This is a genomic window from Erwinia sp. AnSW2-5 (assembly GCF_045107195.1).
Lineage (GTDB): Bacteria > Pseudomonadota > Gammaproteobacteria > Enterobacterales > Enterobacteriaceae > Erwinia.
Map to the genome: position 1 here is coordinate 486,623 of NZ_JBJGXA010000005.1, position 14,216 is coordinate 500,838.

Here is a 14,216-nt window from a genome sequence, read left to right on the forward strand (position 1 = left end):
TCAGATACCCCTCTTTCACTTGCTGGCTCTATTTTGTAGTGATCACTAAGCAATGTTATTATTGTATAGTGATCACTATGTAAAGTGTCAAGCGATAGATTGAGAGCACAAAAATGCAAACGCCAGGTGTGAACAAACCCAGCGGAAAGCCCAAGGGCAGACCGAGAAGTTTTGATCGTGATAAAGCCCTGCTCAGCGCACTGGATATATTCTGGCGAAAAGGATTTGAGCCAGCATCAGTCGCCGAGCTATGCGAAGCGATGGAGATCAATCCGCCCAGCCTCTACTCCGCCTTTGGGAACAAATCGAAATTGTTTCTGGAAGCCGTGAACTATTACGAAAAGGTTTACTGGAAAGCGACCTGGGAACGGCTGGAAGAGGTAGAGAATATTCACCAGGCCATTGATAATTTCTTCAGTGAATCGGCCGATATACTGCTGTCACCCTCCGCGCCGTGCGGTTGTATGGTGGTGCTTGCAGCCATCAATGTTTCGCAGGAGTCCGCGGATGTTGTCCAGGCTGTCAGCCTACTCAGGCAGGAAGGCAAAGATCTCTTTGATAAGCGACTCACCAGGGCAGTACGCGAAAAGCAGCTGCCGCCCGACACAAATACCGCCGCGCTGGCGACCGTTCTCAACACATTGCTGGAAGGGATGTCGATTGAAGCTAAAGACGGTGCGACGCTCCAGAGCCTTAAAACAACCGGACAGTATGCAAGCGGGCTGCTGCTGGCGAACAAAACCTGATCTCAAAAAATGGCTCACACAACACTAGACGACTGGTCAGTTTTTAATTTACAGTAAGCGGACTATGAAAAAACAAGCGACTCACGTGCGTCAGCACATCATCGATGTGGCCAGAACGCTGATCACTCACAAAGGCTACAGCGCTGTCGGCCTGGCTGAAATTGTTAAAGCCGCCGGGATCCCCAAAGGATCGTTTTATTACTACTTCCAGTCCAAGGAAGAGTTTGCTGAGGCGTTGTTAGAGCACTATTTCAGCAACTACCTTATTCAGGTGGATGAACAACTGCGCGGTGCCGAACCCGCCCGCGAGCGGCTGCTGCGTTATTTTGCCTTCTGGAAAACGACGCAGGGTGCCGACCTGCCGGAAAGTAAGTGCCTTGTCGTTAAGCTTGGCGCGGAAGTGTGCGATCAATACGACAGCATGCGAAGTGTTCTGGCAACAGGAACCCTGAACATCGTGGCCAGGATTTCGGCGTGCATTCTCCAGGGGCAGCAGGATGGTTCATTATCCGGTGAGGATGATGCAGAAGATCTTGCTGAAGAGCTTTACCAGCTCTGGCTGGGTGCTTCACTCATGGCAAAAATTCACGACCCGGATACCTCATTCGACAAAGCAATGAATGCGACAAAGCGGCTGCTTAGATAGCCGCATTTTTTTTACCAATTAACTAGACGACTGGTCAACTATTTGGAGTCACTATGACTGATAACACCACCCGTACCGATTTATTCTCACCCGTTGCGATGGGGAAACTTCAGCTGTCGAATCGTATTGTCATGGCGCCGGTAACCCGTAGCCGTTATGGCGAAGATGGCGTTCCTGACGAGCTTCATGCAACTTACTACGCGCAGCGTGCCAGCGCTGGTCTGATTATTTCAGAAGCCACCAACATCTCTGCTCAGGGCCGTGGCTACGCAGCTACGCCAGGGATCTGGAGTGAAGAACAGGTTGCAGGCTGGAAGAAAGTCACCGATGCCGTTCATGCTGAAGGCGGAAAAATTGTCTGCCAGCTGTGGCACGTGGGCCGTTTCTCCAGCGTTGAGCTACAGCCTGGTCGGGAACGTCCGGTGGCCCCTTCTGCCATCAAAGCTGAAGGCCAGACCTACACTGTTAACGGCTTTGTTCCGGTTTCCACGCCGCGCGCGCTCGAAACAGATGAAATTCCCGGCATCATCGAGCAGTACAAACGCGCGGCAGAAAACGCCCTGCGCGCCGGATTTGACGGCGTTGAAGTACACTCAGCCAACAGTTACCTGCTCGATCAGTTCCTGCGCGATTCCACTAACCACCGCACCGATGCCTGGGGCGGCTCTATTGAAAACCGTGCCCGCCTGACGCTGGAAGTGACTGAGGCCATTGTTAACATCTGGGGTAATGAACGTGTTGGCATCCGCCTGTCACCGGTGACCCCTGACGCGGGTAATACCCCGCCGGACAGCAACGTGATGGCGATGTATGGCTATCTGATTCAGCAGCTGAATCGCTTTAATCTGGCGTATCTGCACTTTGTTGAGGGAGCAACGGCAACCTCGCGTGAAGTGCCTGCTGATGTGGATATGGATGCGCTCAGCGCCCAGTTCGACGGCCCGTTCATCGGTAACAACAACTATGACCTGGAAATGGCCATCAGTCGTCGTAATGCCGGGGTCATTGATGCCGTCGCCTTCGGCCGCCTGTATATTTCCAACCCGGACCTGGTGAAGCGCCTGCGCTATGGTGTCGAACTGACCATCGCGCCGAAAGAAGCCTACTACGGTGGCGGCGCGAAGGGCTACACCGACTGGCCAGAAGCGAATCATTGATAAACATTGATGGCGGGCATTCGTCCCGCCCTTTTAGAATGATCGGGAATGTTGATTGATCATACCTTAAACTGGCCCCATCCCCGCAGAATCGTTGCTCGCTGTGAGTGTTAAAAACCCGACGCCATTGCGATTTGGTATGCCGCATAAAAAATTAGTGGCTCAGACATAGAGAAAATTATGCCGAAAATCATCGACGACAGTTTAATTATTAAAGCCACAATATCAGCAATCTTCAGTAGTGTAGTTGGCACATTGCTGGTTTTACTGTATCTCTCGTTGGGTAAAGCCAACGCACCCGGAATTGAAGTACTTTCTTTTATTTTCACTTATGTACTCATGGCCACGACAAGCATTATTGGGACCATGGTAGGTTCTTTATTAATCGGCCTGCCTTTACTGATGATTGCACAGCGGTTTTTTCCCAATACTTACGTTAAAGGCAGCCTTTTTATAGTATGTTCTACGCTCTTCATCTGGCTGATTGTACTGGCGTGGCCTGTTACCCGGATATTTGAAGCTCATTATTCGGATATTTTACTTTTAAGCCCATATGCTTTCTGCTCGGCTATCGCACTTGCTTATCAGGCTTACTGGAATTGATGCGCATAAAATAAATCAGGTTTGGGCATAAATACCGTAGATCGGCAACACCCATACCATTGACCTTAAGGTGTTGACCTGACCTGATATGCAGACCGTAGCCACTGGCCGACCGAAACAGAGGGTCGGCCGCTACAGGTGCCGGAGACTTCACCACTGGTCGACCGGAAAAGAAGGTCGACCACTACGGGTAAGTTCTCGCGAGGATATGATTTCGATGTACGAACAGGCGCTAACCGCTGACCTGGATTACGCTAAGAGTAAAGCCATAACGGAGCCAGACCATGCCACTCAACATGCCCCTGTTTATCACGTTACTGATTGCCCTGCTCACTCCCGGCGCTACCGCCATCGCCGCCAGCGACAACGGTGCCTGCCAGCAGAACTGCTATGTGCAGAACAGCCGCTGCGACCGCGACAAAAACAGCGACTGTAGCGGCGCACTGCAACGCTGCGTGCAGGCATGTCCGCGCTAAACGTGATATTTGCTCAACGGGATTATCGAATTTTTCTACCAATGCCCGTCAGACATTTTTCCGTAAGGAATGTCCTGTTGATGTCCGTCTGCAGCCGGTTCCAGTCAAAAAATCGGTTTCTTTCCGGGGTTTATTTGTGTTAAGAACGTCAGGCCACTAAATTTTCGGACACTCATCTGCGCTAGCTATTTAATCCGCAGTTGGCTGAAAAAACGGGACGGCGTGTTTATGATCGATCTGACAACTATAGGGTTGTTGGCTGAATATAAGGAAAAAGAATGCCAATGATATTCGGTGAGTTTTCTGGCATGCCATCATGGGTGCCTGCTGTATTGCTCGTCACGCTCTCATTTGCACTGGGTTTCCTGGCCCGTTTTATTCTTCTGAGGTTTATCCGCTACTGGCAGATTCGAGACAGAAAGCTATTCAAATCACTTGAGATGCATCTTCGTGGTTCAATGTTTCTTTTTATCCCCTTACTATTAATTAGCATAGGGATTAATTATGTTAACATTCAGCCCAACTCCCTTCCCTTTATCAATACCATCCTCAATGTATTTATTATATTGTCTTTTTGTTCCATTTTAATTCGATTAACGAATGTTGTGCAGGATATGCTTTTCATTCGCTATGACATTAACCTTTCGAATAATCTTCGTGCGCGTAAAATTCGCACGCAGATAATGTACGTAAAAAAAGTCGCTATCGTACTCCTGGTGCTGTTCTGCCTTTCTCTGGTTCTAGTCAGCATCCCTGGCGTACGAAAATTCGGCACAACAATCCTCGCAGGGGCTGGTGTTGCAGGGATAATCATTGGCTTTGCTCTTCAGAAGTCGCTGGTTAACCTCTTCGCCGGAATTCAAATAGCCTTTACGCAACCGATAAAAATTGATGACGCGGTGGTGGTTGAAAATGAATGGGGCTGGATTGAGGAGATAAACCTGACTTATGTTGTGGTACGCATCTGGGATCTGCGCCGACTGGTGCTGCCCATTACCTACTTTACCGAAAATGCCTTCCAGAACTGGACGCGTAATAACGCACAAATATTAGGCTCTGTTTTTCTTTACCTCGATTACTCCATGCCATTAGCGCCTCTGCGTCAGCATTTTGAAAAAGTCCTCAGCGAAACCAAACTCTGGGATCAACAGACCCAGGTGCTTCAGGTTACCGATACTAATGACAAAACCATGACGATCAGATTATTAATGACCGCACAGAATTCCCCCACGGCCTGGGATTTACGCTGTTACGTGCGGGAAAAAATGATTGAGTTTATTCAGCAAAATTATCCGCAGAGCCTTCCTCACCTGAGGGCGACACTGACCGAGCCAAAAGTTTAAATCGCTCTTTATCCGATCCTCACAGGCACGCCCGCGCTAGCCGTGATGTTTACTTAACGGGATCACCAGCGGCGTACCGTAGAACGGGTCGTCGATAATGCGGCAGTTGAGGTCAAACACCGTTTTCACCAGCCCCTCACTGAGGATAGCCTGCGGAGCGCCTGCGGCCACCACTCCGCGCTGATGCACCGCCACCAGATGGTCGGCATAACGGCAGGCCAGATTGAGATCGTGCAGCACCATCACAATGGTTTTATTCTGCTGGCGGTTCAGGTCGCGCAGCAGATCCAGCACCTCAATCTGATGGGCCACATCAAGAAAGGTCGTCGGCTCATCCAGCAGCAGAATATCGGTGCCCTGCGCCAGCGTCATGGCAATCCACACCCGCTGGCGCTGCCCGCCCGACAGCGCTTCCACCGGGCGATCGGCCAGTTCCTCAACGTGAGTGCAGCGCAAAGCGGCATTCACTGCTTCTTCATCCTGCGCGGACCACTGCTGCATCCAGTTCTGCCAGGGATAGCGCCCCAGGCTCACCAGCTGACGCACGTTAATCCCTTCCGGCGCTACCGGGTTCTGCGGCAGGATCGCCAGCTCACGCGCAACGCGGATGGTCGACTGCTGCTGAATATCCTGCCCGTTAACGCTGACCGTGCCGGACTGCGGTTTCAGCAGACGAGCGAAGGATCGCAGCAAGGTGCTTTTACCGCTGCCGTTGCTGCCAATCAGCACCGTGATTTTGCCCTGTGGCAGGTCGATATCCAGGCCGTCAATAATGGTCTGATTCTGGTAACTCAGGGTCAGATCGCGTGCGGTAATGGCGGTCATGGTTCAGTTTCCTTAGTGGCGCTGGGTGATCAGCAGATATAAAAAGAACGGCGTGCCCAGCACCGCGACAAATATTCCTGCGGGTAAGTCGGCGGGCAGAAACAGCACGCGGCCGATCAGATCCGCCAGTATCAGCACCATCGCGCCGACCATCGCACTCATCAGCGCCTGCCCGGCAAACCCGGCGGCCACCAGACGTTTGCCGATATGCGGGGCCACCAGCCCGACAAACGCCATCGCCCCGCCCCAGGCAATCGCCACGCCCGCCAGCGCTACGCTCACCAGCAACAGCCCGCCGCGCTGCCACTGCACGCGCACGCCAATCCCGCCCGCCAGCCCTTCATCCAGCTGTTGTACCATCACCTGACGGGCCAGCCAGATCAGCAGCGGCAGGATCGCCAGCAGCCACTGCGCCAGCGCTGTCGCCTGCGACCAGGTGGCACCGTACACGCTACCCGTCAACCAGACGTAAGCCGAGAGCGTGGTGGTCAGCGGGCTGAACACCAGAATCAGCGTGGTCACCGCGCCGAGCAGCGCCGATATACCCACGCCAATCAGCACCAGCCGCAGCGGTGATGCACCCTGCTTCCACGCCAGCAGCCAGACGCTGGCGGTGGCCAGCCCGGCACCCGACATCACCGCCAGCGGCAGCAGGCTGTCGCCCAGCGTCATACTGAAGAACGCCAGATAGATCACGGCGGCCGTTCCCGCACCGCTGGTGATCCCCAGCAGATCGGGCGAAGCCAGCGGATTACGAATAATGTTTTGCAGGATCAGGCCGGATACCGCCAGCGCCCCGCCGACCAGCCCCGCCAGCACGATGCGCGGCAGGCGCAGCTGCTGCACGATAAACGCTATCCCGCCGGGATCGTCGCTGCACAGCAGCCGCAGCACGGTCATGGGTGACATTGTCACTTTTCCCTGCGTCAGCGACAGCAGCATCACCAGCAGCAGGATGCCGAGCGCCAGCAGCAGTCGCCACAGCGTGTTCAGATTGATCTGGCGTGAGAAGGCTCCCCAGCGTAGCGCGATAATCTTATCCATAACGCCCTCCGCGCCGCGCCAGCCAGATAAAGAATGGCGCACCGAACAGCGCGGTCATCACGCCCACCGGCACCTCCTGCGGCAGGATCACCACCCGCGCCAGAATATCGGCCACCAGTAACAGTAATCCCCCGCCCAGCGCGCAGCCGGGCAACAGCCAGCGGTGATCGATGGCGATGCCCTTGCGCACCATATGCGGCACCACGAGGCCGATAAACCCAATGCTCCCGGCCAGCGCCACGGCGCTCCCCGCCAGCAGCACAATCAGCACGGCCAACAGCAGGCGCACCGGCCCGGCACGCTGGCCCAGCGCCGTGGCAATATCCTCCCCGGCATTCAGCACGTTGACCTGCCCGGCAAACAGCATCGCCACCGCCAGCCCAACGGCGCTGAGCGTCAGGATCGGCCATGCGGCAGCCAGTTCACGCTCGGTAAGCGATCCGGCCAGCCAGAACAGCAGCGTATCCAGCCCCTGCTGGTCGATCACCAGCATCGCCTGACTAAAGGCGGTAAACAGCGCGGTGATCGATGCGCCAGCCAGCACAATGCGCAGCGGATTAAGCCGCCCGCGCCCGGCGGTGCCAATCAGCCACACCAGCGTTCCGGCCAGCGCGGCCCCGGCGAAAGCACTCCACAGCAGGCCGTTGAGTGATGAGAGTGAAAACACCGAGCTGCACAGGATAATCAGGAAGGTGGCCCCGGCATTGATGCCAAACAGGCCGGGCGATGCCAGCGGGTTGCGCGTCAGCGCCTGCATCAGCGCGCCAGCAACGGCCAGACTGGCCCCGACGGCCAGCGCCATCAGCGTGCGCGGCAGGCGGGAGGTGGTGACCAGAATATGCTGGAGGTTCATGCCATCGTGGCGGGTCAGCGCCGCCAGCACCTGCGGCAGCGATATCCAGTTGGCTCCGCTCATCAGGCTGAGCAGCACCGCCATCAGCAACAGCAGCGCCAGCACGCACAGTTTTATCGCTGGCGTCATGCGGATCGCCCCGTAACCAGCAGGCGTTCGATATCCTCCAGCACCGCATTCGCGGCGATAATCCCGCCGGAGAGCACCCAGGTCACGCTGTCCACCTGCCACACCTGATGCTGCTGCGGGGCCTGCATCTGTTTCCACAGTGGATGGTTGATCAGCGTGCGGTAGTTGTCGCGCACCACGGCTTTTTCCGCATGCAGCATCACGAAAAACAGGTCGGCATTGACCACCGGCAGGCTTTCACGCCCGCTGAGCTTGATCGACACGCCCGAGGCCTGACGCGCCGCCTCATTCCACTGAAAACCGAGTTCGCTGAGGATCATGCCGGGGAAACTTTGCGGCAGATAGCTGCGCAGATGGTCAGCGCGGATATCCAGAACGGAGACCGTCAGCGGCCAGCGTGCGGCGAAGTGCTGCTCCAGTATCTGACGCAGACGGGTGACGCGCTGTTGCCAGCGCAGCAGCAGTTCCGCTGCCCCCTGCTGGCGATTGACCGCCCGGCCCACCGCCGCCACGGTCTGCTTAAATTCGTAGACGTTATCGAGCATCACCAGCGGCGCAATCTGCTTCAGCAACGGCGCCAGCGCCTGGTGACGAAAGCGCGAGGCGATAATCACATCGGGGCGCAGCAGCACGATATCTTCGAGGCTGGGCTGGGTTTCCAGCCCGACGTGCGGCACGTCCTTCAATGCCGCACGCAGATAGCGGTAGGTGGGTTTTTCACTCCAGGAATCCACCACGGCGCAGGGGGTAGTCCCCAGCGCCACGAGGGCATCCGTCGCCCCCTGAAACAGGGTGATCACGCGTAAGGCGGCGCTGCCCTGCGACCTGAAAGGCACCAGCGCACAGGCAGCCACCAGGCCAAAACCCAGCCGCAGCACCCTGCGGCGGTCAACGTGGGTGACATCAGAAATCAACGTTGTAACCCAGCGTCACCGTTCGGCCACGGCCGGAGAAGTAGCGGTCCGGTTCCACCAGGGCACTCTGCGAATAATAGGTGATGTACTGCTTATCAAACAGGTTGGAAACGGCCAGGTTCACCCGTCCACGCGGCAGTTTATAACCGACGGCGGCATCCACCAGCGCGTATCCGCTGAAGTCTTTATCCTCTTCGTCAAACTCGCGGCTTAACGCCCAGTTGGCCTGAATAAAGCTGCTCCACTGCGGCGTCCAGTTTGCTGACCAGCTGGCAATAATGCGATCCGGTGAGACGTTCAGGCCGTCGAGTTTGGCATCCAGGCTGCCGTTATCATCGCTGTCGTAGCGGCCGCGCATATGCGAGTAGCTGAGTTTCAGGCGGTGATCGTCATTGACCGCATAGCCCAGCGTTCCCTCGAAGCCGTCAATTTCTGTTTTCTCGCGGCGCGTGACGTAGAGATCGCCGACGCGATCGACACGGCTGCCGAGTTTGGAGCGGGACTGATAGTAGCTCAGTTCAAAATCAAACGGCTGGTGGTCAACGCGGAAACCGTATTCGGTATTCTCGGTGACAATCGGTTGCAGATTCAGGAAGGTGCCAGCACTCATCCCCGGCTGGTTAATACCGCGCAGCACGCGGCCAACATCCGGCATCGCGAAACCCTGTGAGTAGTTGGCAAACAGGCTGAGTGGCTCGACGGGCGTCCACACCGCGCCGACGTTATACAGGGTTTTATCGAAGCTTGGTTTCCCCCCGCCGACGGTCACGCTGTTGGCGCTGGCAATGGTCTGATAGCTGTCGATATCCAGGCGCGCATATTCGTACCGCACGCCGCCGGAAAGTTTGAGTGAATCGACGGGCGCGACTTCCAGCTGCACAAACGGCGACAGATCGGTGTATTTTATTTCCGGCACATAGGTGCGGTGCGTGCCCCACAGATCCTGCTTCGACTGGTCAAACAGCGTGTCAAAGCCCAGGGTGACTTTCAGGTAGTCATCCCAGATATCGTCTTTGGTCAGCGCCATTTTGGTGCCGTACTTGGTGGTGACGGCGCGCGACTGATCGTACAGCGTGCCCACCGGGGCAATACTGGCATCCTGGAAGGAGCCGGAGAGCGTGGAGCCGAACAGCGCTTCATACTGCTGGTAATACGCCAGCGCCGACAGTTTCATCCCCGCCAGATTGTAGTTGTCGTAGGTCAGCGCCGCGCTCCACACCTCATTATGCGGCGCTTCGCCTTCCGGCGTGCCTTTGATCGAGGTGGTCGGGATGCCGCGTTCGCGGTCACCCGTCACGCTGAGATAATCATTTTTGCCCTTGAGCTGGTAGTAGCTGGCGCTGAGCTGGATGCGCTGATCGTCATCCAGCCAGTAGCCGACTTTGCCTAACAGGTCATATGCGCGGGAGTTCATCAGGTCGCCCTGGGTGTTATCCACCCCCACCGGGCGGTTGTTGCCATCCAGATACAGCCCCTGATCTTCGTAACTCACCGAGAACAGGTAATCGAGATACTCTTCGCGGCCGTTAACGCCATAGGTGGTTTTGTATCCCATCGTGTCGCCTTTGAGCTGCGAGGTCGGGGATGAGGCTTCAACGCCAAAATGCTGATTAAACGCGCCCGGCTCCGGCCGTTTGGTGATCAGGTTAATCACCCCGCCTGCCGCGCCGATGCCGTTGCTGGCGTTAGCGCCGTGGATCACTTCGATGCGTTCGATCATTGAGGCATCAATGGTGTGCATTTCGCGCCCGGTAGGACGCAGCGGGTTCGACTGAGGAATGCCATCAATCATCACCAGCGGTATACGCCCGCGCAGGGTTTCGCCGCTGCCGCTCATTTTCTGCCGGCTGGGTGAAAACGACGGTAACAGGTTGCTTAAAATCTGTGAGGTATCCGAGGTGATCTGCCGCTGCTGTTCAATCTGCTGTTTGGTAATGATGGTGATAACCTGCGGGGAGTCTTTCTTCTCACTGGCGGTACGGCTGGCGCTGACCACCATATCTCCCCCGCTATCGGCGGTTTCTTCAGCATACAGTGGCCATGCCATTAGCAATGGCATCAGCGAACATAGCGCCCTGACTTTCATCTCACGATCCTTTTACCTGGAGGAAAACCCGCTGTGGTGCAGGTTGAATGTGCCTCAGGGCACAAGTGGTAATGCGAATGGGATTATTATCATTATCATTTAATGTAACAACCGGAATAATTAGACATTTCTCCTTACGCATTCCTTACGACCCAAAGGGACTTTAGGTAAAATTTGACTTAACCATCTGAAGAAGAAAAGAAAGTATCAGGTATCGATCCCGCTGAGGTGGTTCAGACCTGGCGGCATTTTTTGGACAAAAGTGTGATGTAAATCACCTTATTCCGTCTCAAAAAAACAGATGTGGCGCGAAAAAAGGCCGAAAAATGCCAGTATGACTTTCCAAAAAACGTATTTATGAATTTTTTTCACGACTTCTAACGCTCAGACGTTCTCAATCCCCCGCCACAAATCCCCTATGATGAACGGACATTTTTGTAGAGGAAAAAGGCATGATCGAGATTATTAAACACGGCAGCAAGCCGACAGCGGCTGGCCCGGCGGATTATTTCACCGGGAAGGTCGAGATTAATGCGCCGTTCAGCGCCACGGAGCCGGCCCGCGTGGGCGGTGCGACCGTCACGTTTTCCGCCGGGGCGCGCACCGCGTGGCACACTCACCCGCTGGGGCAAACGCTGATTGTGACCGCAGGCCAGGGCTGGGTGCAGGAGTGGGATAAAGACGCGCAGGCGATTGCTACCGGCGACATCGTCTGGATCCGCCCCGGCGTGAAGCACTGGCACGGTGCCGGAGCGGATACTACGATGACGCACATCGCCATTGCCGAAGCGCAGGATGGTAAAGTGGTGGACTGGCTGGAACATGTGAGCGACGCGCAGTACCAGCGGTAACTCACCGGGCGAGGTTTGCCTCGCCGCTAAATCACTCCGTTAAAACGCATCACTTCCAGAACGACCAGCCCGGCGGCAAGCGCGCTTGTAGCAAACAGCAGGTAATCCCGCAGTCCTGCGCGTTTTAATCGGGTCGTCTTCTCTAATTCGCTGACCCGCGCAGCCATGCCGGTTGCGGCGCTTTCCTGCACGGCCAGCTTGTCCATCAGTAAGGCAAACTGTTGCTGGTGCCGATCAGCCTGCTCTTCCAGGACCAGGGCCAGTTTCCCTGACTGTTGCCATTGCTCCTGCTGTTGTCGCTCGAGTGTTGGGACAATCTGCGCCAGGGTGGCAAGCTGCGTTGCATGCTCCTCCTGACTTGCCTGCAAGCGTTGAAGCATCTCCTCCTGCTGCCAGCTCAATGACTGTAGCTGGCTAATCGCCTCTTCATGTTCCTCGACACGCTGTGCCTGTTCCAGTTTGTCTTCCACCTGGGATTTCAGATGCTCAAGAATAACCAGTGAGTTTTCACGGCTGCTGAGATCCAGGATCGTGTCGTTGTGTTTGAGGTCCCGAATCGTATTCATTAACGCCTGATGAAACTCTTTCAGCACGACATTTTTTTCTGACTGGATTTGTAATAAACACTGGATCACTTCCTGGGTGATATTCAGACTGCCCCCCAGGCTTGCAATCATCGTCGCTAAGTCAGTGTCATTTTTCGAGGTGATGCTGCCACCAAAACGACTGAAAAAGCCCCGATTATTGAAGTCATCTGCCGCATTTTTTATCTTTTTACTTCTCTCTTGTTCCTCTTTCAGCTTTTTGCCTATTTCGTGAATATTTTTTCTGAAACTGGCGATGCTGGAGTCTTTGTTCTTCTCAACAATCGTGACAACCGTCATATTACTGCGCTCCCAGCTTTTTAATTTCATCGGCAAGAGAGAAACGAGTCAGTCTGATGACATCACTGTTCAGCTCTGCCGTATGCTCCCGGGTTTCACTCATCAGATTCACCGTGCTACCTGCATATTTTTGCAGTTCAGCCACCATATCCACACTTGTTTCATGGTTAGCAACCAGCTGCTGAAAAGCCTCCCGTCCTTTTGCGGTATAAGCGGGTTCCGTTGAGAGTATAAGGCTGACGGCTTTAGGGACGATATCGGCCAGAAGATAACTGCTCAGCCCAAATCCCATCGCGCACAGAGAGGCAGAAATATAAGGAGCAAAGGGAGCCAGTGGAGCAAAAAGAGCCACCATACCGGATTCAATCACCGGTTCTACCGCATCCCAGAACACCAGCGTCCCGCTGGTGATAATGACTTCAGAAACCTTATAGATGGTTTCTTCTCTGGTCATGGTTTTGCTCCCTTTCATCAGCGAGAGTGCCGCCATGCCCAGATCATAGATATTTTTTGCTAACTGATAAATTTTACCAATCGCCTGAGACAGTGCATTTAACACGAACTCGAATAAACCTCTGAGCAGGTTTAACGGGGCTTTAATCAGGTTAACGATAACCTGCCATATTTTATCAAAAAAGCGTTTCAGACGAATTTTCACCTGTGATTTCTGGGTGATAAACAGGTCAACAACTTCATCTTTCAGTGCTTTAATCATCGTGGTACTGAGCGTTTCAAACACATCCCATCCAACATTTTTTAATGCCTCTTTCCCTGCGCCAAAAGCCAACCCTCCTGCTTCATTTAACGCATCTTTCATTTTTTTTGCTTCGATATTCGAGCGTGTACCCTGTTCTGTGCTCAGTTCTTCTTTCTTATTTACCGGGGGTTTCTCATTTTTTAAAATGTTGGCCTCGACCGCTGCCGCCGTTTCTGCTGAATCCATGACCATAAATTTGACGGTGCAGCCCTCTTCAAATTCCGCCGCCATTTTGTATTCTGTGCCATTCTTTCCGGCGTTTTTATTTTCATTCAGATGCCCGGCATGCCACCGTTTCTGTAAATCCTTCGCATCGCCGATATACCGCACTTCACCGGCGCTGTCATAAACCACATAGACACCCGGAGAATTCGGCACATCTTTCAGGCCTTCCGGCACGCCATTCTTGATGGTGAACTGCCCATCAAACTTCATGGTGGAAATAGAGGAAATGCCATGAGTGAAACTTTTGCTTATCATTTCCTTCCACTGAACACCCCGATTCGCCACGGCAAGCACACTCGCGGACGACGTCGCCTTAAGCGTATCATCTACCGTCGTGCTGAGGTCAGGGGCCTTGGTATTCGGTTGAGAATTTCGTTTATTACGAAAACCGCCGATCAGTTTTCGTGCAACATTATCAACGGTTTTATCAACAATACTGTTCAGCAGGGGGTTAAGAGTATTGAGTTCCGGGTATTCCTGAATCATGGTAGGTGATGACATGATGGTGTTGTCTCTCTGGCGGTGGCGGGCATGACGCTCCTTTACAATCACTATCGGCCATTGGCTCTGAAACATAAGCTTTTTTATCCATTTTTCACCCCCTTCTGCCCTGTTGAATTTTTCGCATAAGTTAACGCCAGGCGATACACTGCCTGCCTTACCCCTGCGATGTACCG

At 54.4% G+C, this 14,216-nt stretch carries 14 protein-coding genes; 7 read left to right on the top strand and 7 right to left on the bottom strand.

Annotated elements, in window-relative coordinates; all coding sequences use genetic code 11:
- Positions 1 to 113 precede the first annotated feature (113 nt).
- The 6 genes from ACFL9S_RS06635 (at position 114) to ACFL9S_RS06660 (ending at position 4,971) form a co-directional block, all read left to right on the top strand.
- Positions 114 to 746 (top strand): TetR/AcrR family transcriptional regulator, encoded by a 633-nt coding sequence (locus tag ACFL9S_RS06635; RefSeq protein WP_405261037.1) that lies wholly within the window; start codon positions 114 to 116, stop codon positions 744 to 746.
- Between the two features lie 64 nt (positions 747 to 810).
- The gene (locus tag ACFL9S_RS06640) at positions 811 to 1,392 is read left to right on the top strand and encodes a TetR/AcrR family transcriptional regulator (protein WP_405261038.1); all 582 of its coding nucleotides are present in this window, start codon (positions 811 to 813) and stop codon (positions 1,390 to 1,392) included.
- Between the two features lie 53 nt (positions 1,393 to 1,445).
- On the top strand, positions 1,446 to 2,549 hold the full coding sequence (locus ACFL9S_RS06645; RefSeq protein ID WP_405261039.1) for an alkene reductase: 1,104 nt from the start codon (positions 1,446 to 1,448) through the stop codon (positions 2,547 to 2,549).
- Positions 2,550 to 2,729: 180 nt separating this feature from the next.
- Positions 2,730 to 3,152 (top strand): hypothetical protein, encoded by a 423-nt coding sequence (locus ACFL9S_RS06650; RefSeq protein ID WP_405261040.1) that lies wholly within the window; start codon positions 2,730 to 2,732, stop codon positions 3,150 to 3,152.
- A 284-nt stretch (positions 3,153 to 3,436) separates the two neighbouring features.
- A complete protein-coding gene (locus ACFL9S_RS06655) occupies positions 3,437 to 3,628 on the top strand; it encodes a hypothetical protein (protein WP_405261041.1) in 192 nt (63 codons plus the stop codon).
- Between the two features lie 278 nt (positions 3,629 to 3,906).
- Positions 3,907 to 4,971, top strand: coding sequence for a mechanosensitive ion channel family protein (locus ACFL9S_RS06660; protein WP_405261042.1), 1,065 nt, complete (start codon positions 3,907 to 3,909; stop codon positions 4,969 to 4,971).
- A 36-nt stretch (positions 4,972 to 5,007) separates the two neighbouring features.
- Here ACFL9S_RS06660 and ACFL9S_RS06665 read toward each other — a convergent pair whose 3' ends face one another.
- Genes ACFL9S_RS06665 through ACFL9S_RS06685 form a run of 5 tightly spaced genes read right to left on the bottom strand, consistent with a single transcriptional unit; the run spans position 5,008 to position 10,822 of the window.
- Complete coding sequence (locus ACFL9S_RS06665; RefSeq protein ID WP_405261043.1) at positions 5,008 to 5,796, bottom strand: ABC transporter ATP-binding protein; 789 nt, start codon at positions 5,794 to 5,796, stop codon at positions 5,008 to 5,010.
- A 12-nt stretch (positions 5,797 to 5,808) separates the two neighbouring features.
- A complete protein-coding gene (locus tag ACFL9S_RS06670; RefSeq protein WP_405261044.1) occupies positions 5,809 to 6,840 on the bottom strand; it encodes a FecCD family ABC transporter permease in 1,032 nt (343 codons plus the stop codon).
- A complete protein-coding gene (locus ACFL9S_RS06675) occupies positions 6,833 to 7,822 on the bottom strand; it encodes a FecCD family ABC transporter permease (protein WP_405261045.1) in 990 nt (329 codons plus the stop codon). The genes ACFL9S_RS06670 and ACFL9S_RS06675 overlap by 8 nt, the downstream gene beginning before the upstream one ends.
- Complete coding sequence (locus ACFL9S_RS06680) at positions 7,819 to 8,736, bottom strand: ABC transporter substrate-binding protein (protein WP_405261046.1); 918 nt, start codon at positions 8,734 to 8,736, stop codon at positions 7,819 to 7,821. Before ACFL9S_RS06680 ends, ACFL9S_RS06675 begins: the two co-directional genes overlap by 4 nt.
- On the bottom strand, positions 8,726 to 10,822 hold the full coding sequence (locus ACFL9S_RS06685; RefSeq protein ID WP_405261047.1) for a TonB-dependent receptor: 2,097 nt from the start codon (positions 10,820 to 10,822) through the stop codon (positions 8,726 to 8,728). Before ACFL9S_RS06685 ends, ACFL9S_RS06680 begins: the two co-directional genes overlap by 11 nt.
- 455 nt (positions 10,823 to 11,277) lie before the next feature.
- Between ACFL9S_RS06685 and ACFL9S_RS06690 the strand changes: the two genes are divergently transcribed.
- Complete coding sequence (locus tag ACFL9S_RS06690) at positions 11,278 to 11,673, top strand: cupin domain-containing protein (RefSeq protein ID WP_405261075.1); 396 nt, start codon at positions 11,278 to 11,280, stop codon at positions 11,671 to 11,673.
- A gap of 26 nt (positions 11,674 to 11,699) precedes the next feature.
- On the opposite strand, the gene ACFL9S_RS06695 is transcribed toward ACFL9S_RS06690, so the two are convergent.
- On the bottom strand, positions 11,700 to 12,557 hold the full coding sequence (locus ACFL9S_RS06695) for a hypothetical protein (RefSeq protein ID WP_405261048.1): 858 nt from the start codon (positions 12,555 to 12,557) through the stop codon (positions 11,700 to 11,702).
- A gap of 1 nt (position 12,558) precedes the next feature.
- Complete coding sequence (locus tag ACFL9S_RS06700) at positions 12,559 to 14,115, bottom strand: GIY-YIG nuclease family protein (RefSeq protein WP_405261049.1); 1,557 nt, start codon at positions 14,113 to 14,115, stop codon at positions 12,559 to 12,561.
- Positions 14,116 to 14,216 lie beyond the last annotated feature (101 nt).